This window comes from Aeromonas sp. R5-1 (assembly GCF_040908265.1).
In the GTDB taxonomy this organism is placed as follows: domain Bacteria; phylum Pseudomonadota; class Gammaproteobacteria; order Enterobacterales; family Aeromonadaceae; genus Aeromonas; species Aeromonas caviae.
On record NZ_JBFODJ010000081.1, the window covers coordinates 25630 to 44909 of the forward strand.

Consider the following 19280-nt stretch of genomic DNA (forward strand, 5'->3'; position numbering starts at 1 on the left):
TCATCTCAATAGATGTAGTGCAGCAGGCTGAGCAGACGGATCTGGCCGCGGGCCAGCAGCCCGGTCAGGGTGTTGTCCGGCAGCAGCTGCACCGTGGCGCGAGCCCCGGCCGGCAGGTGGGCGGGCAGTTGCTCCAGGGTCAGGTGCAGGCGCAGGCGCTGGGCATCCCGCACCCAGCGATCGGACTCGACAGGGTTCGCAAGCTGGCCGTTGGCGTCAAACTGGCCGGCGCTGACCCCGGCATCCAGGCTGGCGACGCGGGCAGGATAGAGGCGACCGGGCTCGCCGTCGAAGGCGACGAGGGCCTGACTGCCGGCGCTGACGTGGCGCAGGCTCTTCTCGCGAAAATCGGCGATCACGTCCACCTGCTCGGAGACCAGGGCCAGCAGGGGGGAGCCCGCATTGGCCACGCTGCCAGGCTTGAGCTGCAGGTTGGTGATGATGCCGTCCTGGCTCGCATGAACCCGGCTGTAGGCGAGGTTGAGCTCGGCCTGGGCGAGGCGGTTGCGGGCCTGGCGCAGCAGCAGGTTGTCTTCCCCTGGCAAGCCGCGGTTGACGCGGGCCTGCTCTACCCGGGCCTGGCTGCCGAGCAGGTTAGCACGGGCGGTGCGGGCGGCGCTGTCGGCGTCATCTTTCTGCTGTTCAGAGACCATGTGACGGCGGTAGAGGGCGTCGATGCGCGCCGCTTCCCGCTGTTTCTGGTCGGCCTGGGTGCGCAGCGAGCTGTACTCCGCCTCGTAGGCGGTCAGGGTCGCGTCCAGCTGGCGGTTCTGCTGCCTGGCCTGATCCAGGGCGAGCCTGGCCTGATCCACGGCGAGCTGGAAGGGTTCCGGGTCGAGGGCGAACAGCAGATCCCCCTGCTTGACGTGCTGGTTGTTGGCGACGGCGACTTCGACCACCTTGCCGCTGACCTGGGGGGCCATCCGGGTGACGACCCGGGTGGCCATGGCCTGGGGGGTCAGGGGCATCTTGATGTCGGCCAGCAGAAAGTAGCCAAACACCAGGACGAAGCAGACGATGGCCCACTTTATCCAGCGCTTGAATTGTTGATCCGGTGTCATCTTATTCTCTCTCTTCATGCTGTGCGGCTATCTTGCCGAGGGCGTTGGCGGAGATGCGGTGCACAATGTCTTCAAACTGGGCCAGCTCCTGCTGGCTGATGCCGGTGAGCAGCTCCCGGCGCACGGCGATGATGCGGCCCTCGATCTGATCGAGCAGCGCCTTGCCCGCCGGGGTCAGGGTGACGATGCGGGCCCGCTTGTCCTGGCTGCAGCAGTGGCGCTCGACCAGCCCCTGATCCTCGAGCTGACCCAGGGTTCGCATCAGGGAGGGGAGCTCTATCTCCAGGGCCTCGGCCAGGGTCTTCTGGCTGAGGTGGCCGCCGAGGCGGCTGAGTTTCCACAGGGCGGTCCAGCGGGGATGGGTGAGCCCCAGAGGTGCCAGCTCGAGATCGGCCACGGTGCGCCAGAGCCGGTGCAGTCGCCCCAGCTGCTCGGCGAGGGAGAGTTCTCGCAACATCTCCAGATCCTTTTTCATGACGGGCACCTCAATTACTTAGCTTGCGAAGCATTATATTTATTTCGCAGGCTAAGTAAATAGTGTGATACAGCTCACGTTCAGGTTTTTTGCCCGGGCCGTGGTGTTTAAGTTTTTATATGGCTTTGCGGGCCAGCTAACCGACAACGGCCGGGGGAGGCGCTAGAGTGGCCACCTTTGAGGTGCGCCAGGCTGGCCATTGACCCGGCCGGGGGACACCCTCACCCTGGGCTTTCCCGTCCGCTGCAAGGTTGAACGATGAAACTGCGCCACCAGCTAGTCACCCTCTCGCTTGGCTTGTCACTACTGCTGATCCTGATCCTGGGCTGTCTGCTCGCCCTCTTCATGCGCCACCTGCTGGAGAACAACCTGAAGGAGAAGGGGAGCGATCTGGCCCGGGTGCTGGCGGCAGACAGCCGGGTGGTCCAGGCCCTGGAGAAGGGGAGCGATCCCGGGCTGCGGGATTATGTGCAGGGGATCTGCAGCCGCACCGACGCCGCCTACATGGTGGTGACCGACGAACATGCCAGGCGCCTGAGCCACCCCTCCCCCGAGCTGGTGGGCCAGACCTTCCGGGGGGAGGACATCTGGCCTGCACTCCAGTCGCGCGAGAGCTACTGCTCCCGGGACGTGGGCACCCTGGGCCCCGCCATCCGCTGCTTCGCTCCCGTGGTGGGGCCCGATGGCCAGGCCATCGGCGCGGTGGCGGTAGGTTATCTGATGCGCACCGTGGAGGGCACCTATCAGGAGCGGATCGCCCTGCTGGTCGGCGCCATCGCGGCGGTGCTGGGGTGTGGCCTGCTGCTGGCGCTCTGGGTGCAGCACCTGCTGCGCCGCACCCTGCTGGATCTGGAGCCGGAAACCATCGCCAATCGCTTCGCCCAGCAGGATCTGGTGCTGGAGGGGATCTCGGAGGGGATAGTGGCCCTGGACAACCAGCACAGGATCACCATGCTCAACAGCGCCGCCTTCTATCAGTTGCGACTGCCCGGCACCGGGCGCCACGCCCTGCTGGGTCGCTCCCTGGCGGAGCTGGCCCCCGGCCTCGTGCCCACGTTGCAGCAAGGGGGGGCGGTCAGGTTCACCGTGCAGGGGGATGACTTCGTCGGCCACTGGCAGGAGCTCAGCGGTCGCGAGCCGGGGCGCATGCTCATCTTCAGCCGGCCAGACGGCACTGGCAGCCTGGGCATGCAGGTGACCCACCTGCGCCAGTACGGCGAGATGCTGCGTATCCAGACCCATGAATTCGCCAACAAGCTCAGCAGCCTTTCCGGCCTGCTCCAGCTCGGCCACGTGGATCAGGCGGTAGACCTCATCCAGCAGGAGAACGAAGCCTGCCAGAACATGTTGCAGGATCTGCTGCGGGTCATCGAGAACAAGCCGGTGGCCGGGCTCATCCTCGGCAAGTTCAGCCGGGCGCGGGAGCTGGGGGTGGAGCTGGTGCTGGATGCGGGGTCGGCCCTCGGGGAGTATCCGGCCGAGGTGTCGGCGGATCTCATCACCTGCATCGGCAACCTGCTGGACAACGGCATTCGCGCCGCCTGGGGGAACCGCGAGCACGCCGCGCCCAGGGTGCTGCTCTCCCTCGATGATCTGGGGCGGCGGCTGGTGATCGAGGTGGAGGACAGTGGCGAGGGGGTGGACGAGGCGCTGGCGGATCACCTGTTCGACTACGGTGTCAGCCGCCAGACCGGGGATCACGGGGTCGGCCTCTTCCTGGTCAAGAAGACGGTGGCCAGGCGGGGGGGCGTGATAGAATGGCGCCGCACCGCCGAGCAGACGACCCTGTTCGGTATCTATTTGAATAAAAACCAATTGGTGTAAGTCATGAAGCCAATCTTCACGCTGATTATCGAGGATGACGAGCGGATAGGCGCCATGTTGGGGGAGCTGGTCTCCTCCACGGCCGGGTTCTCCCTGATGGGGCGGGCCGGCACCCTGGCCGAGGCGGATCGCCTGATGGCGGGGAGCGAGCCCCGCTTGCTGATGGTCGACATCTCCCTGCCCGATGGCTCGGGCCTGGAGTGGGTGAGCCGGCTGCGCAGCCACAACCGGGAGGTGATGGTGATGATGGTGACCGCCTCCTGCGACGTGGAGACCATACAGCAGGCCCTCAACCTGGGAGTCCAGGATTACGTCATCAAGCCGCTGCGGCTGTTTCGCATCCAGCAGAGCCTGGAGGAGATCCTGGTCCTGCATCGCCGCCTGTGCGAGCCGGGGGAGTTGGCCCAGAGCGATCTGGACCGCCTGATGGGCAAGGCGCGCAACCAGGGGCGGGAGGCGCGGGAAACCCCCAAGGGGATCGACGCCATCACCCTGCGCCAGGTGCTGGACCTGCTGGCGGGGGAGCCGGACAACACCTTCTCCACCGACACCGTGGCCCTGCGCCTCTCCCTGAGTCGCACTACGGCCCGCCGTTACCTGGAGTTTCTGGAGTCAGAAGATCGGCTGGACGTGGAGCTCAACTACGGCCAGCGTGGCCGCCCGGAGCGGCGCTACCACTGGCGCCGGGAGTCGTGACCCCGCCGCTGGCACAACGCCGAAGAGGCCGCGCACACCATGCCGCGCAGATAAAAGGGAGCCTTTGAGCTCCCTTTTGTTTCGCCCCGATGCGACCAGGCCCCTCTATCTGGGGTCGCCCGAGAAGGGGTGCAGGGCGGTGCGGGCGCGCTCGAACAGGGCGATGAGGTGATCCGCCACGGCCCGCACCCGCCGGGAGTGGGCGAGATCGCTGTGGAGTACCAGCCAGATGGGCTGATCCACCCCGAGCTCCGGCAGCAGGCAGACCAGATCCGTCTGGCGGGCCAGGTAGTGGGGCAGCACCGCGAGCCCCAGACCGGCCTGGGCGGCGGCGAGCTGGGCCGCCAGGGTGCCGGTCTCCACCCGGCAGGGGCGGCCGCGCAGCATGCGGGTCATCCATCTGGCGGCGGGCAGGTGGCTCTGGGTTTCGTTCCAGCCGATGAAGTCATCCTGATCGAAGCTGGCGGCATCCACCCCGGGGCTGCGGGCATCCAGGTAGGCGCCGGCCCCGTAGAGGCCAAAGCCCAGGGTGCCCAGGCGCCGCAGGGTGAGGTGGCCGGCATCGGGCTTGACCATGCGCACCGCGAGATCGGCATCGCGCCGGTGCAGGTTCACCGTCTGCACCCCGGTGACCAGCTCCACCCTCAGCTCGGGGTGCTGGGCAAAGAGCGTCGGCAGGGAGGGGATGATAAGGGGATTGGCCAGGTTCTCGGCGGTGGCGAGGCGCACTGTGCCGGCCACCTGCCCCTGCTGCTGTCCCGCCTCGCCAAAGGCCAGCCCCGCATGTTCCAGCGCCTCGGCCCGCTCCAGCAGGGCCTCACCGTCGTCGGTCAGGCGATAACCCTGCTGGTGGCGGCTGAACAGGGGCAGGCCGAGGGCCGCCTCCAGCCTGTCCAGGCGCCGGGAGACGGTGGCCACTCCCATGCGAAGGGCGTGGGCGGCACCGCTCAGGGTGCCGCTGCGGGCGATGGCCAGGAAGACGCGGGCGTCGTCCCAGAGCAGGAGATCGTGCATGATTTTTCCATAATCGGAAGATAGGTTGCCAGTTATCTCTATATCTCATTCATTTTCGGAAGACCATACTCCCCCGCAACTTGTCAGGGAGAAAATGCGATGCAACGACGAACACTGGGAGCCAACCTGCAGGTCTCTGCCCTGGGGCTGGGCTGCATGGGGATGAGCGAATTCTACGGGCCGCGGGACGATGAGACGTCCTTGCGGGTGCTGGCGGAGGCGGTGGAGCGGGGCATCGACCTGCTCGACACCGCCGACATGTACGGCCCCCACCACAACGAGGCGCTGATCGGGCGTTTTCTCGCGACCCGGCGGGGGCAGGTGAAGGTGGCCACCAAGTTTGGCATCGTGCGCCAGCACGGGGAGTACAGGCGTACCCTCGACAACAGCGCCCGCTATGCGCGCCAGAGCTGCGAGGGCTCCCTGCGCCGCCTCGGCATCGAGCAGATCGATCTCTACTATGTGCACCGCCTCGATCCGGCCCATCCCGTCGAGGAGACCATGGCCGGGCTGGCGCAGCTGGTGCAGGAGGGCAAGATAGCCCGCATCGGTCTGTGCGAGGTGAGCGAGGCCACCCTGAGGCGCGCCCATGCCGTGCACCCGGTGGCGGCGGTGCAGACCGAATACTCCCTCTGGACGCGGGAGGTGGAGGCGGCGGTGCTGCCCGCCTGCCAGGAGCTGGGAATTGGTCTGGTGGCCTACTCCCCCCTGGGGCGCGGGTTTCTGACCGGGCGTTACCAGCAGGAGGCGGTGTTCGAGGAGGGGGATTTTCGGGCCGGTCTGCCGCGCTTTCAGGGGGAGAACCTCGCCACCAACCGCACCCTGGTGCAGGCGGTCATGGCCCTGGCGCAGCAGAAGGGATGCTCGGCGGCGCAGATAGCCCTGGCCTGGCTGCTGGCGCAATGGGAGGGGATAGTGCCCATCCCCGGCACCCGGCGCCTGACCCACCTGGCGGATAACCTCGGCGCCCTCTCGGTGCGCCTCTCCCCAGCAGAACTCGGGGCCCTGGGACAGGCCATCCGGACCCTGCCGGTGGCGGGGGAGCGCTACACCCCGGAGGGGATGAAGGGGGTGAGCGCATGAGCGGCCCGCACTCAGCCCGCCCCGGGTTGGCCTGCTCGCTCCGTTGAGGGCACCACCTGGGCGGGAAAATGACAAAGGGAGCCGAGGCTCCCTTCTTTCATGGTGCTGGCGGGCTCAGGCCCCTTCCGGCAGAGGACGGCGTACCCTCGGCTTGAGCTGGGAGAGCATGACCCCGGTCAGGATGAGGCCGCCCCCCAGCAGGTGATAGCCGTGGATGGGCTCCCCCAGGGTGATGACAGCGATGAGGGCCGTGCACAGGGGCATCAGGTTCATGAAGACCGAAGTGCGCTCCGCCCCCAGGGTGGCGAGGCCGCGCATCCAGCAGTAGGCGGCGAAGATGGAGGAGGCGAGCCCGGCGAACAGCACCATGCTCCAGCCCTGGGCGGGAATGGCCAGGGAGTCGGCAGAGAGGGCCACCGGGATGAGCAGCAGCACCGCCAGCAGGATCTGCAGGTAGAGGTTGAGCCAGGGGCCGAACGGCAGTTGCCAGCGGCGGATCAGCAGGCCATAGAGGGCATAGCTGGCCGCCCCCAGCAGCATCATGCCGTCGCCGGGGTTGATGCCGCTGTGCAGCAGTGCCAGGGGGTTGCCCTGACCCAGCAGCCAGAGCACCCCGAACAGGGAGAGGCTCATGCCGAGCAGCGCCTGCTTGCCCGGCTTCTGGCCAAAGCAGCAGGCCCCGATGAGCAGGGTGAGCAGGGGCAGCAGGGAGCCGATGACCCCCATGTTGGTGGCCGAGGTGCTGTGGGCGGCGTAGTAGGCGAGGCACTGGTAGAGCACCATGCCGAGCAGGGAGAGCACCAGCAGCTTGCCGAGCCAGGGGCGGATGTCGGCCCGGCGGCGCCAGAGCTGCGGCAGGCAGAAGGGAGAGAGCGCGAGGGCGGCGATCACCCAGCGATAGAAGGAGATGGCGGCGGGATCCAGCACGCCGGCGGCGGCCTTGGAGACCACGGTATTGGCGGCCCAGATCAGGATGGCGAGCAGGGGGAAGAGAAAAGGCATAGGCACTCCTTGGTACGATGGGGAGAGTCTAGCCTTGTCTTGAACGAGGTAAGTAGCGTAAATAAGACATGTCATAACCGCTTTGGGACAATCTGCATGGGCACCCTCACCCTGGCCGAGCAGGATCGCCTGCTGGCCGACCCCGACCCCCTCTACTTTCGCTACAGCCAGATCCAGGGGGGCAACGCCTGCGCCGAGCACGCCCACCCCTGGGGTCAGCTCAGCCTCATCAGCCTGGGGGTCATGGTGGTGGAGGTGGGGGGAGAGCGGCTGGTGGCGCCCCCGGACTACCTCATCTGGGTGCCGGCGGACCTTCCCCACACCGCCTTCAACGAGCAGACCCTGGATTACACCTCCATCTACGTGAGCCACGCCCTGGCCCCGCGCCTGCCACGGGAACCCCAGCTGCTGGCGCTCACCCCCTTGCTGCGGGCCCTGCTGGAGGACTTCACCCAGCGCCGGGTCGGCCACATGGAGGATGAGTGGGATGCCCGTCAAGGTGAACTCTTCATCGAGAAGCTGGCCCGCACCCGTTGCCAGCCGAGCTACCTGCCCCAGAGCCGGGATCGCCTGCTGGCCCCCTTGCTGGCGGCATTGCAGGCGGCGCCGGAGGACAACCGCACGCTGGTGGAGTGGGCCAGGGCGCTGCACACCACGGAGCGCACCCTGGCGCGGCGCTGCCAGAAGGAGCTTGGCATGAGCCTCGGCCAGTGGCGCACCCGGCTGCGGCTGGTGAAGGCGCTGGACTGGCTGCGGGGCGAGATGCCGGTGCAGGAGATCGCCTGGCGCCTCGGTTACGCTTCCACCTCGGCTTTCATCGCCATGTTCCAGCGGGAACAGGGCTGCGCCCCCCAGCGCTATCGCCAGCAACTGGGCCAACCCGTGGCCTGAACCGCATGAAAAAGGGCGCCCGCAGGCGCCCTTGTGGATCATGGGATGGGCTTAGAAGAAGCCGAGGGGGTTGATGTCGTGGCTCACCAGCAGGTTCTTGGTGTTCTGGTAGTGGTCCAGCATCATCTTGTGGGTCTCTCGACCGATCCCCGACTTCTTGTAGCCGCCAAAGGCCGCGTGGGCCGGGTAGGCGTGGTAGCAGTTGACCCAGACCCGGCCGGCCTGGATGCCGCGCCCCATGCGCCAGGCCAGGTTGCTGTCCCGGGTCCACAGGCCCGCCCCGAGCCCGTACTGGGTGTCGTTGGCAATGGCCAGAGCATCCGCCTCGTCCTTGAAGGTGGTGACCCCGAGCGCCGGCCCGAAGATCTCCTCCTGGAACACCCGCATCTTGTTCAGGCCCGAGAAGATGGTGGGCTGGATGTAGAAGCCCCCCTCCAGCCCGCTCACCTTGGCCGGGCCGCCGCCCAGCAGCATCTTGGCCCCTTCGCCGCGGCCGATCTCCATGTAGCTCAGGATCTTGTCGAACTGCTCGCGGGACGCCTGGGCCCCCACCTGGGTCGTGGTGTCGAGGGGGTTGCCCTGCACGATGGTGCGGGCGCGGGCCAGCACCCGGTCCATGAAGTCGTCATAGATGCTGGCCTGCACCAGGGCGCGGGAGGGGCAGGTACATACCTCTCCCTGGTTGAAGAAGGTCATCAGCATCCCTTCCACCGCCTTGTCGATGTAGCTGCTCTCGTGCTGCATCACATCGGCGAAGTAGATGTTGGGGGACTTGCCACCGAGCTCCACGGTGGAAGGGATCAGCTTGTCGGCGGCGCAGCGCAGGATATGGGCGCCCACCTCGGTGGAGCCGGTAAACGCCAGCTTCTGGATCCGGTTGCTGGTGGCGAGCGCCTGGCCCGCCTCGGCGCCGAAGCCGTTGACCACGTTGACCACGCCAGGGGGCAGGATGTCCTTGATGAGATCCATCATCAGCATGATGGTGACCGGGGTCTGCTCGGCGGGCTTGAGCACGCTGCAGCAGCCGGCCGCCAGTACCGGGGCCAGCTTCCAGGCGGCCATCAGCAGGGGGAAGTTCCACGGGATGATCTGGCCGACCACGCCGATGGGCTCCTTGAAGTGGTAGCTGACGGTGTTCTGGTCCAGCTCGGCGGCGGAGCCCTCCTGGGCGCGGATGCAGCCGGCAAAGTAGCGGAAGTGATCCACCACCAGGGGCAGGTCGGCGGCCAGGGTCTCGCGCACCGCCTTGCCGTTCTCCCAGGTCTCGGCGACGGCAAGCCGCTCAATGTTCTGTTCGATGCGATCGGCGATGCGCAGCAGCAGGTTGCTGCGCTCGGTGACGCTGGTCTTGCTCCAGCTGGCGAACGCCTTGTGGGCCGCGTCCAGGGCGAGCTCGATGTCGGCGGCGTCGGAGCGGGCCACCTCGCAGAACACCCGGCCATCCACCGGCGAGATGTTCTCGAAATAGCGGCCGGCGCGCGGCGCCACCCAGTCGCCACCGATGAAGTTGTCATAACGGGATTTGAAGCTGACCAGGGCACCTGCCTGACCGGGAGCGGTATAAATCATCTCATCATCCTTATGTGTGTGGTCCTGACCGGCCTGGCGGGCAGTCCGGTTGCTTCCTGTCATCGCAAGGGGCGTGCCAGCGGGCGGCGCTCTACACAAAAAGGTTGCAAAAACGTTATAAAACGGGGTGCCAAGGGGTATCTTGGTTAACCAGTGCCCCCCAGAGCGGCCCCCGAACTGTGCCGTTTCTGAACATCGGGTGTGACACTGTGCCGTTTGTGAACAGGAGACGTGATGAAGGCGCTCCCCCAAGGCGGCCCTATTCGCGAGTGTGTAGAAGGAGGTGTGATGAGCGAGTTGCCTCAATCCGGTGCCAGCCCAATCCAGCGCTCCTGGGAGCGCTGCCTGCATCAGGGGCTGAGCCGCCAGCAGAGCGCCGAGCTGGACTTGCTGCCCCAGGGGGAGCTGTCGGCTCGCCAGGAGCAGCACAGGACGCTCATCGCCTGCTTCCAGCGCTTCGTGCTGCCGCTCTTTGGCCAGTTGCTGGCAGGCAGACCCTGTCGTCTGCTGCTGTGTGACGGCGAGGGGGCCATCCTCGCGGTGAGCGGAGACGACCGGTTTGCCCGCCATGCCGAGCGCATTTTTTTGCGCAGCGGCGCCCGCAGGGGGGAGGCGAGCAAGGGCACCAACGCCATCGGCACCGCGCTGGCCGAGCAGAGCGAGGTGCAGGTGCTGGGGGCGCAGCACTTCTTCGCCCAGCACAGTTTTCTCAGTTGCAGCGCCTGTCCCCTGCTCGGGCCGGACGGGCAACTGCTCGGCGTGCTCGACATCTCCACCGATGCGGCCCACCACGGCGGCGACATGCTGGGCACCGTGCGCCTCCTGGCCATGACCCTGGAAAACGCCCTGCTGGCCCGCCAGCCGGGCTGGCTGGTGGATCTCGATCCCCAGAGCCTCTGGTCTGCCCGCCTGCTGCTGGGGGAGGGGGGCGAGCTGCTCGGGGCCAACCGGGCCGGTCGGCTCTGGCTCGGCCAGCACCCCTTCGACGGTCAGCAGTTGCTGCGCGAGCGCCGCGGCCTGCGGCTGGTGCCGGAGGAGCGCGCCGCCAGGCTCCCCCTGCCGAGCGCGGTTGAGGAGGGGGGATCGCAGGCGCAGCAGGTGCCGCTCAAGATGCTGGAGCGGGGCATCTCATTGCTCATCGAGGGGGAGACCGGCAGCGGCAAGGAGCACCTGGTGCGCACCCTGCACGCCAGTTCGAGCCGTCGGGAGCGGCCTCTGGTGTGCGTCAACTGCGGCGCCCTGCCGGCGGAGCTGGTGGAGGCCGAGCTGTTCGGCTACGTGGGGGGGGCCTTCAGCGGTGCCCGCAGCCAGGGCAGCCAGGGCTATCTGCGCGCCGCCCACGGCGGCATCCTGATGCTGGATGAAATTGGCGAGCTGCCGCTCCAGGCCCAGACCCGGCTGCTGCGGGTGTTGCAGGAGCGCGTCGTCACCCCGGTAGGCAGCCACAGACCCGAGGCGGTGGATTTCTGGCTGGTCAGCGCCAGCCATCGGGATCTGGCGGCCATGGTGGCGGCCGGCACCTTTCGCGAAGATCTCTACTACCGCATCTGCGGCTGGCGCCAGCAACTGGCACCCCTGCGGGCCTGGTCGGTGCCCGAGCGTCAGGGGTTGATCCTGAACCTGCTCGCCCAGATGGACCCGGCGCTACAACTGAGCCGGGAGGCGGAGCAGCGGCTGCTGGCTCACCCTCTGCCCGGCAACGTGCGCCAGCTCAAACAGGCGCTGGAGGTGGCCTGTGTACTGGCAGAGGGGCAGGGCTGGATTGAACCTGCCCATCTGCATCTGCCCGCCGTGGAAGGGGGAGCGAGCTCACCTTTGGGAGGGAGTACCCTGCGCGAGCAGAGTCGGCAGCGGGTGCAACAGACCCTGGCAGAGTGCGGCGGCAACGTGAGCGAGGCGGCGCGCCGTCTTGGCATCAGTCGCACCACCCTCTATCGGGCGCTGCGGGAGGAGGGGTGAAGGGTGTCGCGCCGTCCAGCGCTTGTGTAGACTGCGAAGGCAAGGACGTTTTTTCGTTATGTTTCCATCGCAGGGAGTGCGCAATGACCCATCTCACCACCGACGAGGCCCCCCGCCTCTCTCCCGGCTGCTGGCCGATGCCGCTTGCGCCCCATGGGGCCCGTGCCGGTTAGTCGGCACCCGTCTGCGCCCGGTGCGGCGCGTGTAATAACCTTGGATCTGGATCAGCGCGGTTCGGCGCTTCAAGGTGTAGGGTAAAAGCCCTTTTTCAGGTGTGATGCCGATGATCCCTTCCTATTCCCGCATGACGACGCTGTTGTTCTGGTGCCTGCTGGCGGCGAGCCTGCTGGCCATGGTGTTATTCGAATTCGGACCCGAGCGGCGGCTCGACATCCTGAGCCAGGCCGGTTTGTCCGTGCGTGCCCAGGATGACAGGGCCCACAAGGGCTCCTCCGTCGCCACCCTGAGTCAGGGGGGCGACAGACCCGCCATCCAGTGCACCCTGCGAAGCCAATATGCCTATCCTTTCTGCGAGCTGGTTCTGACCCTGACCGATCCCGAGCAGGGGCTGGATCTCTCCGGCTTCACCGGGGTGCGGGTGAGGCTGGATGTAGAAGGGCAGGGGGTACAGGCCTGGCGCCTTTATCTGCGCAACTACGATCCCGTCTACTCGACGCGGGAAGACGAGAGTTCCCACAAGTTCAACGAAGTGCTCTTCACCGCCAGGGATTTTGGTCGTGAGCAGGATGTCCCCCTGAATGTCTTTGCCCCCAGCTCCTGGTGGGTGCAGCAGTACGACATTCCGCTGGTCCAGCAGGGGCCGGATCTGCACCATGTTTACGCCATCGAGATCGCCTCCGATGACAAGATGTTGCCGGGGGAGCACCGGTTGCGGCTCGAGCGGCTGGAGTTCTATGGCCGCTGGTGCAAGCCGGGGGACTTCTATCGCTATCTGCTGCTGGGGTGGCTTGTCTACGGCGTGCTGCTCTTCCTGGTCCAGAACCTGATGTTCGGGGATCGGCTGCGCAAGGCCAGGGAGGCGCGCCTCGCGGCTGAAGCCCTGAGTGCGAGCCTGTGCGAGCAGAACCGGCGCACCGAGGAGGAGGCCCGTTACGATCCCCTGACCGGGGCCCTCAATCGGCTCGGCGGCGAAAAGCTGCTCGGGGAGCTCGGCGAGATGCCGCTCTCCTTCATCTACATCGACATCGATCACTTCAAGGGGGTCAACGACGGTCACGGCCACCCGGTGGGGGACGAGGTGCTCAAGCACATGGTGAGCGAGCTGCTGCGCCATTGCGACAGCCTGTGCCGACTGGTGCGCTGGGGCGGGGAGGAGTTCGTGCTGGTCTGCCTCCATTACGACGAGGGACGGGCCGCCGCCCTGGCGGAGCGGCTGAGAGGGGCGCTGGAGGGGTACAGGCACTGGCCGCTGGGGCTCGGTATCACCGCCTCCTTCGGGGTGGCCGAGCGGCGCAAGGATAGCCTGGAGCAGGCGCTCAAGCGGGCCGACGAGGCGCTCTATCAGGCCAAGCAGAATGGTCGCAACCGGGTGGAGGTGGCGCCCGACTGATCCGGCGCTGGAGCCCATGGCCGGGCGGGGCTATCATGCGCCCCATCATTTATCCGAGGAGAGATGCCATGGCACAACACATTGGCGCCCTGACGCTGCTGGTGGCGGATTACGACGAGGCCATCGCCTTCTTCACCCGGGGAATGGGCTTCGAGCTACTGGAAGACACCCCCTCGACGAGCCGGGCAAACCGGGCAAACGCTGGGTGCGGGTCGCTCCCAAGGGGGCTCCCGGCTCCGCCCTGCTGCTGGCTCGCGCGGCCAACGAGGAGCAGCGCGCCGCCATCTGTCGCCAGGGGGGCGGTCGGGTCTTCCTGTTCCTTGAGACCGACGACTTCTGGGGCGATTACGAGCGGATGCTGGCCTATGGTGTTCATTTTTGTGAACAGCCGCGCCTCGAACCCTACGGCACCGTGGTGGTGTTCGAGGACATCAGTGGCAATCGCTGGGACCTGCTGCAACTCGCTGCTGCCAACTGAATCTGAAAACGTTTATCATCCCGCCCGTCATAAAGTCATAAAAGTGTCACAGAAAGTTCTAATAATTGGCGCACCCATCTTCACAGAGGAGAGAGAAGGGATATGGCTAAGCGAATTCTGGTGGTCGAGGACGAGGCACCGATCCGCGAAATGCTCTGCTTCGTGCTTGAGCAGAAGGGATATGAAACAGTAGAAGCAGAAGATTACGCCGATGGACTGGCAAAGGTGCGCGAACCCTACCCCGAACTCATCGTGCTGGACTGGATGATGCCAGGTGGCAGCGGTATCCAGTTCCTCAAGCAGCTCAAGCAGGATGAGATGACTCGCCAGATCCCGGTGGTGATGCTGACCGCCCGGGGCGAGGAAGAGGACAAGGTGCGCGGGCTCGAGGCCGGTGCCGACGACTACATCACCAAGCCCTTCTCCCCCAAGGAGCTCACCGCCCGCCTGCACGCCGTGATGCGCCGCGTCTCTCCCACCTCGGTGGACGAGGTGATCGAGGTGCAGGGGCTCAAACTGGATCCCGTTTCCCACCGGGTCAGTGCCGAGGAGAAGGCCCTCGACATGGGGCCGACCGAATTCAAGCTGCTGCACTTCTTCATGACCCACCCCGAGCGGGTCTACAGCCGCGAGCAGTTGCTCAACAACGTCTGGGGTACCAACGTGTATGTCGAGGACAGGACGGTGGACGTGCACATTCGCCGCCTGCGCAAGGCCATCGAAGAGACGGGGCACGACAGATTGATCCAGACGGTGCGCGGGGCCGGCTACCGCTTCTCGACCCGTCTCTAGGTCAGGGCCAGTGCCGCCAGCGCCTGCCGGCGGGCATTGGACCCGGCTCTTTGCTGCCTCTAGGAGATCTTAATGTTGCAACCTTACGCCTGGCGGCGACAGTTGTGGCGAATGGCGTTCTTCTACAGCCCCTTCGTCTTGGTAGGTTGGTTAATCGATCATCTCGTTCTCTGCCTGCTGGTGGCCACTGTGGTGCACCTGGTCTGGCACTACCGCTTCCAGAAGCGGCTGTCGGACTGGCTGTGGCACGATCGCAGCCTGGTGCCGCCCCACGGCAGCGGCAGCTGGGAGCACATCTTCAACGGCATCTACAAGTTGCAGCAGCGTCACCGGGCCCGGCGCCGGGAGCTGGCGGGCCTCATCCGCCGCTTTCGGGAAGGGGCGGAGGCGCTGCCCGATGCGGCCGTGGTGTTTCGCACCGACGGCAGCATCCTCTGGTGCAACCGGCTGGCGGAGCAACTGCTCGGCTTTCGCTGGCCCGAGGATGCCGGCCAGCACATCGGCAACCTGATCCGTCACCCCGCCTTCGTCGCCTATCTGGGCAAGGGGCAGTATGACGAGCCATTCGAGATGCACTCCCCCATCAACGAGGAGAAGTTCCTCGAATTTCGCATCATGCCCTATGCGGAGGATCAGGCCATGCTGGTGGTGCGGGATGTGACCCGGCTGCGCAGCCTGGAGAAGACGCGCAAGCACTTCGTCTCCAACGTCTCTCACGAGTTGCGTACCCCCCTCACCGTGCTCAAGGGGTATCTGGAGATGACCGAGGAGCTGCCGCCCCCCGCCATGTGGGCCAAGGCGCACAAGGTGATGATGGAGCAGACGATCCGCATGGACAATCTGGTCAACCAGCTGCTCACCCTGTCGCGCATCGAGGCGGCGCCCACCGTGGATCTCTCCCATCTGGTGGACATGCCCGCCATGCTGGGGCTGCTGGAGCAGGAGGCGCGGGCGCTCTCCGGCGAGCGGGCCCACGAAATCGTCTTCATGGTCCAGCCCAATCTGCTGGTGCGCGGGGATCAGGATCAGCTGCGCAGCGCCGTCTCCAACCTGGTCTACAACGCCATCCACTACACCCCGGCGGGGCGCAAGATCACCGTGGAGTGGCGCAAGCAGGGGAGCATGGCGCTGTTTGCGGTGCAGGATGAGGGGGAGGGGATCCCCCCCGAGCATCTGGCACGGCTCACCGAGCGGTTCTATCGGGTCGACAAGGCCCGCTCGCGCCACACCGGAGGGTCCGGGCTCGGCCTTGCCATCGTCAAGCATGCCCTGAGTCATCACGATGCCCATCTCGATATCGAGAGCCGGGTCGGTGCGGGCAGCCGCTTCAGCTTTCTCATTCCCGCCCGCATGGTGCTGGTGAAATAATATTTTGTGTCAATGTGTTAGCAACGATAGAAGGGCTGCATCGCAGCCCTTTTTTCATCCGGGCCACTCTCGGCCCATGTCATCAAAGTGTCATATAAATTCCATAAATTTGTCACTGCCAGGCCAGATACTGGCGCCGTCTTAAAGAACGGACCTTCTGTAACACTGGAGAAGGAGTGGTGCTGGCCCACGGATCATTGCGATCGGGTGTCAACCACGTATAGACGTCAACCTGACGATTGCCTTCTGCAACCTTGGACTTGGAGAGATTGGATGAAACTCAACAAACTGGCTGGTGTCATCGGATTCACCGCAGCAACCCTGTTTTCTGTCAGCGCTCTGGCTGCCGGTGTGGATAAAGACCTGCCGGAATACACACCGACCAGCGGCATCTCGGGCAACCTGTCCTCTGTCGGCTCGGACACTCTGGCCAACATGATGACCCTGTGGGCCGAAGAATTTAAGCGCATGTATCCCAACGTCAACGTGCAGATCCAGGCCGCCGGTTCTTCCACCGCACCGACTGCCCTGACCGAGGGCGTCGCCCAGTTTGGCCCCATGAGCCGCGCCATGAAGGCCGGTGAAGAGGAGGCATTCGAGAAGCGCTACGGCTACAAGCCGACCGCCATCCGCGTCGCCGTCGATGCCCTGGCCGTGTTCGTCAACAAGGACAACCCCATCAAGGGGCTGACCATGTCGCAGATCGACGCCATCTTCTCCAGCACCCTCAAGTGCGGCGAAGCCAAGGCGGCCACCAAGTGGTCTGATCTGGGTCTGGACGGCAGCTGGTCCGGCAAGGATCTGCAACTGTTCGGTCGCAACTCCGTGTCCGGTACCTACGGTTACTTCAAGGAACACGCCCTGTGCAACGGTGACTTCAAGAGCGGCGTGAACGAGCAGCCGGGCTCCGCCTCCGTGGTACAGTCCGTCTCCTCCTCCCTGAACGGCATCGGCTACTCCGGTATCGGCTACGTCACCTCCGGCGTGCGCGCCGTTCCGCTCTCCAAGGATGGCAAGACCTTCATCGAGGCGAGCTCCGACAACGCCATCACCGGCAAGTACCCGCTGTCGCGCTTCCTGTACGTCTACGTGAACAAGCATCCGAACAAGCCGCTCTCCCCGATGGAGCAGGAGTTTGTGAAGATGATGCTCTCCAAGGCGGGCCAGACCATCGTTGCCAAGGACGGCTATGTGCCGGTCCCGGCCAAGGTGGTTCAGGCCGACCTGAAGAAGCTGGGCATCATGTAACAGAACATGCCCTTGCAGAAAAACGAGCCCCATGCGGGCTCGTTTTCATTGGTGCGCCCCAGGATCTTTTTGGTCGCAGGGCGCAGCGCCCGGCTTGCGCCGGGCGGCGGCATTTCCGAGAATAGGGCAACTTCACGGCAAAGGACCCTCTCATGCGCGCATCTTCCCTCTCCAGACTGGCCCTGACGGCCTTGTGCAGCGCCCTGCTGGCCGGCTGCGCCCAGTCGCCGACTGGTCGCAACCAGATGCTGCTTTTCTCCCCCCAGCAGATGAACCAGCTGGGCGCCGACTCCTTCACCCAGATGAAGCAGCAGGAGAAGGTGAGCACGGATGCCAGGATGAATGCCTATGTGGGCTGCGTGGCCAAGGCGGTGACCGCCCAGGTGCCTGCCAGCTATGGCATCACCAGCTGGGAGGTAGTGGTGTTCGACTCCAAGGAGATCAACGCCTTCGCCCTGCCCGGCGGCAAGATAGGCGTTTACAGCGGCCTGCTGAAAGTCGCCAAGAATCAGGACCAGCTCGCCACCGTCATCGGTCACGAGCTGACCCACGTGCTGGCCCAGCACTCCAACGAGCGCCTCTCCCGGGATCAGCTGACCGGTATCGGGCTGGCGGTGGCGGACGCCGCCATCGGCAGCAGCGACAGCCTCGGGGGCGCTGCCACCATGGCCGCCCTGGGCCTCGGGGTCCAGGTGGGGATAGCCCTGCCTTTTGGCAGAACCCAGGAGAGCGAGGCGGACCGGCTCGGCCTCGAGCTGATGGCCCGCGCCGGGTTCAACCCGGCCGAAGCCGTCACCCTGTGGCAGAACATGAGCGCCGCCTCCGGTGGCAAGGCACCGCCCCAGCTGCTCTCCACCCACCCCAGCGACCAGAGCCGGATCGCCAACCTGCAGGCCCAGCAGGCCGAAGTGCAGCCCCTGTACCAGCAGGCGAAAGCATCAGGGCTGGTTCCCCAGTGCAAGGCGTCAGGGCCGACGCATGATCATTCTCTGCACAAGTTGATCAAGTCTCGATCAGTTGAACGGCTCCAAGTACGATTTTAATTGTACCTTGCGTTGCCAAGCTGTAAATAGTCGAGATCTTAACCAACTGTTTATTATTATGGCCCAGAAGTCTTTGCTCGACTACCTTGAATCAATCCCAGACCCACGCAATCAGGCCAAGTGCTCACATATCTTGTCAGAGGTTGTTTTCATGGCCATTTGCGCCATGATGTGCGGTTTTGATACTTGGAGCGAGATTACCTTGTTTGCTCAAGAGCGAGAGCCATGGTTCCGGCGCTGGCTGCGCTTGCCTGGCGGCATTCCATCACACGATACATTCAACCGCATCTTTGCCACTCTGCCTCCCGCCAGTCTGAAATCCATTTTTCAAGCGTGGATCGGCGACATCATGGGCGATGAAAAACTGGTTGGCCAACTAGCGGTTGATGGTAAAGCTCTTCGTGCTACCGCTAAAGGGCGAGGAGCCAACGTTGTTCATATGGTCAATGTCTGGTCAACTGAGCTGGGAATGTGTGTTGGCCAGCAAAAAGTCGCTGACAAATCTAACGAGATCACGGCAATACCTGAGCTACTCCAACTTCTTGAATTAAAAGGGTGTTTGGTCAGTATTGATGCAATGGGTACACAGGTCAAAATTGCTGACACCATCCTCAAGAAGTCGGGGGATTACCTGCTTGCGGTGAAAGACAACCAACCTAGCCTCAATACTGAAGTAAAAGAACAGTTCCAAGCGTATTGGGATAAGAATGAAAGCGATGTTTCGGGGCACGGCTTTACTGAACAATTTGACTCAGAACATGGGCGAAAAGAGCATCGACGTTGTTGGGTTCTGGTGGTTGATGAAAGCATGCCAGTTTGCCAGCAGTGGAAAGCGAAGACGATCATAGCCGTGCAGGCTGAGCGAATTGAAAATGGCAAAGGCTATGATTTCGTGAGATTTTATATAAGTAGCCGAGCGTTGGATGCCACCTCAGCGCTGAAGGCAACCCGAGCGCACTGGTCGGTAGAAAATCTGCTGCACTGGACTTTAGATATTGCGTTCGGAGAGGATCAACTTCAGGCCAGAGCGGGCTTCGCTGGGGAAAACTTAGCGGTCATCAGGCAGTGGATACTGAACATGCTGAAGCAAAACAAATCACGTAATCTAAGCATGGCCAACAAGCGCAGGCTCTGCTGTCTGAATGAACAATATTTGTTCGAATGTATGGGGTTGTTCAAAGTATAAACACTGATGCGTCAGCCCTGT

General features: G+C 64.6%; 15 protein-coding genes and 2 pseudogenes. 12 read left to right on the plus strand and 5 right to left on the minus strand.

All coding sequences use genetic code 11. The features are described 5' to 3' along the window. Window positions 1–5: 5 nt before the first annotated feature. The gene (locus AB5Y64_RS11790) at window positions 6–1061 is read right to left on the minus strand and encodes an HlyD family secretion protein (RefSeq protein ID WP_010673458.1); all 1056 of its coding nucleotides are present in this window, start codon (window positions 1059–1061) and stop codon (window positions 6–8) included. A gap of 1 nt (window position 1062) precedes the next feature. After that, the gene (gene slyA, locus AB5Y64_RS11795; protein WP_053288156.1) at window positions 1063–1536 is read right to left on the minus strand and encodes a transcriptional regulator SlyA; all 474 of its coding nucleotides are present in this window, start codon (window positions 1534–1536) and stop codon (window positions 1063–1065) included. A 258-nt stretch (window positions 1537–1794) separates the two neighbouring features. Between slyA and AB5Y64_RS11800 the strand changes: the two genes are divergently transcribed. Beyond that, entirely contained in the window at window positions 1795–3360 is a 1566-nt protein-coding gene (locus AB5Y64_RS11800; protein WP_041213369.1) for a sensor histidine kinase, read from the plus strand. A gap of 3 nt (window positions 3361–3363) precedes the next feature. Next, window positions 3364–4056, plus strand: coding sequence for a response regulator (locus tag AB5Y64_RS11805; protein ID WP_039039279.1), 693 nt, complete (start codon window positions 3364–3366; stop codon window positions 4054–4056). 105 nt (window positions 4057–4161) lie between these two features. Here the strand turns inward: AB5Y64_RS11805 and AB5Y64_RS11810 are convergent, their stop codons facing one another. After that, window positions 4162–5070, minus strand: coding sequence for a LysR family transcriptional regulator (locus AB5Y64_RS11810; RefSeq protein ID WP_053288157.1), 909 nt, complete (start codon window positions 5068–5070; stop codon window positions 4162–4164). A 99-nt stretch (window positions 5071–5169) separates the two neighbouring features. On the opposite strand from AB5Y64_RS11810, the gene AB5Y64_RS11815 reads away from it, so the two are divergent. Continuing rightward, a complete protein-coding gene (locus AB5Y64_RS11815; protein WP_053288158.1) occupies window positions 5170–6153 on the plus strand; it encodes an aldo/keto reductase in 984 nt (327 codons plus the stop codon). Window positions 6154–6267: 114 nt separating this feature from the next. Here the strand turns inward: AB5Y64_RS11815 and AB5Y64_RS11820 are convergent, their stop codons facing one another. Beyond that, window positions 6268–7155, minus strand: coding sequence for a DMT family transporter (locus AB5Y64_RS11820; protein WP_010673465.1), 888 nt, complete (start codon window positions 7153–7155; stop codon window positions 6268–6270). Window positions 7156–7251: 96 nt separating this feature from the next. Between AB5Y64_RS11820 and AB5Y64_RS11825 the strand changes: the two genes are divergently transcribed. After that, window positions 7252–8046: a helix-turn-helix transcriptional regulator gene (locus AB5Y64_RS11825; RefSeq protein WP_103244450.1), complete on the plus strand. Its 795-nt coding sequence runs from the start codon at window positions 7252–7254 to the stop codon at window positions 8044–8046. 51 nt (window positions 8047–8097) lie between these two features. On the opposite strand, the gene AB5Y64_RS11830 is transcribed toward AB5Y64_RS11825, so the two are convergent. Continuing rightward, the gene (locus tag AB5Y64_RS11830; RefSeq protein WP_041213364.1) at window positions 8098–9615 is read right to left on the minus strand and encodes an aldehyde dehydrogenase family protein; all 1518 of its coding nucleotides are present in this window, start codon (window positions 9613–9615) and stop codon (window positions 8098–8100) included. 288 nt (window positions 9616–9903) lie between these two features. Between AB5Y64_RS11830 and AB5Y64_RS11835 the strand changes: the two genes are divergently transcribed. From AB5Y64_RS11835 to AB5Y64_RS11870, 8 genes and pseudogenes are all read left to right on the plus strand, one after another. Continuing rightward, complete coding sequence (locus AB5Y64_RS11835; protein WP_368203849.1) at window positions 9904–11574, plus strand: sigma-54-dependent Fis family transcriptional regulator; 1671 nt, start codon at window positions 9904–9906, stop codon at window positions 11572–11574. Window positions 11575–11857: 283 nt separating this feature from the next. Then, window positions 11858–13144, plus strand: coding sequence for a diguanylate cyclase (locus AB5Y64_RS11840; RefSeq protein ID WP_053288159.1), 1287 nt, complete (start codon window positions 11858–11860; stop codon window positions 13142–13144). A 68-nt stretch (window positions 13145–13212) separates the two neighbouring features. After that, window positions 13213–13622 (plus strand): annotated as a pseudogene (locus AB5Y64_RS11845) (VOC family protein). A gap of 102 nt (window positions 13623–13724) precedes the next feature. After that, the gene (gene phoB / locus AB5Y64_RS11850) at window positions 13725–14414 is read left to right on the plus strand and encodes a phosphate regulon transcriptional regulator PhoB (RefSeq protein WP_010673471.1); all 690 of its coding nucleotides are present in this window, start codon (window positions 13725–13727) and stop codon (window positions 14412–14414) included. 72 nt (window positions 14415–14486) lie between these two features. Continuing rightward, entirely contained in the window at window positions 14487–15782 is a 1296-nt protein-coding gene (gene phoR, locus AB5Y64_RS11855) for a phosphate regulon sensor histidine kinase PhoR (RefSeq protein WP_161470785.1), read from the plus strand. A gap of 273 nt (window positions 15783–16055) precedes the next feature. Beyond that, window positions 16056–17030, plus strand: coding sequence for a PstS family phosphate ABC transporter substrate-binding protein (locus tag AB5Y64_RS11860; protein WP_039039286.1), 975 nt, complete (start codon window positions 16056–16058; stop codon window positions 17028–17030). A gap of 152 nt (window positions 17031–17182) precedes the next feature. Further along, a pseudogene (locus AB5Y64_RS11865) lies at window positions 17183–17995 on the plus strand (M48 family metallopeptidase); the annotation flags it as partial. Window positions 17996–18131: 136 nt separating this feature from the next. After that, on the plus strand, window positions 18132–19259 hold the full coding sequence (locus tag AB5Y64_RS11870; protein ID WP_053288160.1) for an ISAs1-like element ISKpn9 family transposase: 1128 nt from the start codon (window positions 18132–18134) through the stop codon (window positions 19257–19259). Window positions 19260–19280: the final 21 nt, after the last annotated feature.

Bases quoted from the DNA above. Each gene is read 5' to 3' on its own strand.
- AB5Y64_RS11790 (WP_010673458.1), bottom strand. From the start codon at position 1,061: ATGACACCGGATCAACAATTCAAGCGCTGGATAAAGTGGGCCATCGTC.
- slyA (WP_053288156.1), bottom strand. From the start codon at position 1,536: ATGAAAAAGGATCTGGAGATGTTGCGAGAACTCTCCCTCGCCGAGCAG.
- AB5Y64_RS11800 (WP_041213369.1), top strand. From the start codon at position 1,795: ATGAAACTGCGCCACCAGCTAGTCACCCTCTCGCTTGGCTTGTCACTA.
- AB5Y64_RS11805 (WP_039039279.1), top strand. From the start codon at position 3,364: ATGAAGCCAATCTTCACGCTGATTATCGAGGATGACGAGCGGATAGGC.
- AB5Y64_RS11810 (WP_053288157.1), bottom strand. From the start codon at position 5,070: ATGCACGATCTCCTGCTCTGGGACGACGCCCGCGTCTTCCTGGCCATC.
- AB5Y64_RS11815 (WP_053288158.1), top strand. From the start codon at position 5,170: ATGCAACGACGAACACTGGGAGCCAACCTGCAGGTCTCTGCCCTGGGG.
- AB5Y64_RS11820 (WP_010673465.1), bottom strand. From the start codon at position 7,155: ATGCCTTTTCTCTTCCCCCTGCTCGCCATCCTGATCTGGGCCGCCAAT.
- AB5Y64_RS11825 (WP_103244450.1), top strand. From the start codon at position 7,252: ATGGGCACCCTCACCCTGGCCGAGCAGGATCGCCTGCTGGCCGACCCC.
- AB5Y64_RS11830 (WP_041213364.1), bottom strand. From the start codon at position 9,615: ATGATTTATACCGCTCCCGGTCAGGCAGGTGCCCTGGTCAGCTTCAAA.
- AB5Y64_RS11835 (WP_368203849.1), top strand. From the start codon at position 9,904: ATGAGCGAGTTGCCTCAATCCGGTGCCAGCCCAATCCAGCGCTCCTGG.
- AB5Y64_RS11840 (WP_053288159.1), top strand. From the start codon at position 11,858: ATGATCCCTTCCTATTCCCGCATGACGACGCTGTTGTTCTGGTGCCTG.
- phoB (WP_010673471.1), top strand. From the start codon at position 13,725: ATGGCTAAGCGAATTCTGGTGGTCGAGGACGAGGCACCGATCCGCGAA.
- phoR (WP_161470785.1), top strand. From the start codon at position 14,487: ATGTTGCAACCTTACGCCTGGCGGCGACAGTTGTGGCGAATGGCGTTC.
- AB5Y64_RS11860 (WP_039039286.1), top strand. From the start codon at position 16,056: ATGAAACTCAACAAACTGGCTGGTGTCATCGGATTCACCGCAGCAACC.
- AB5Y64_RS11870 (WP_053288160.1), top strand. From the start codon at position 18,132: ATGGCCCAGAAGTCTTTGCTCGACTACCTTGAATCAATCCCAGACCCA.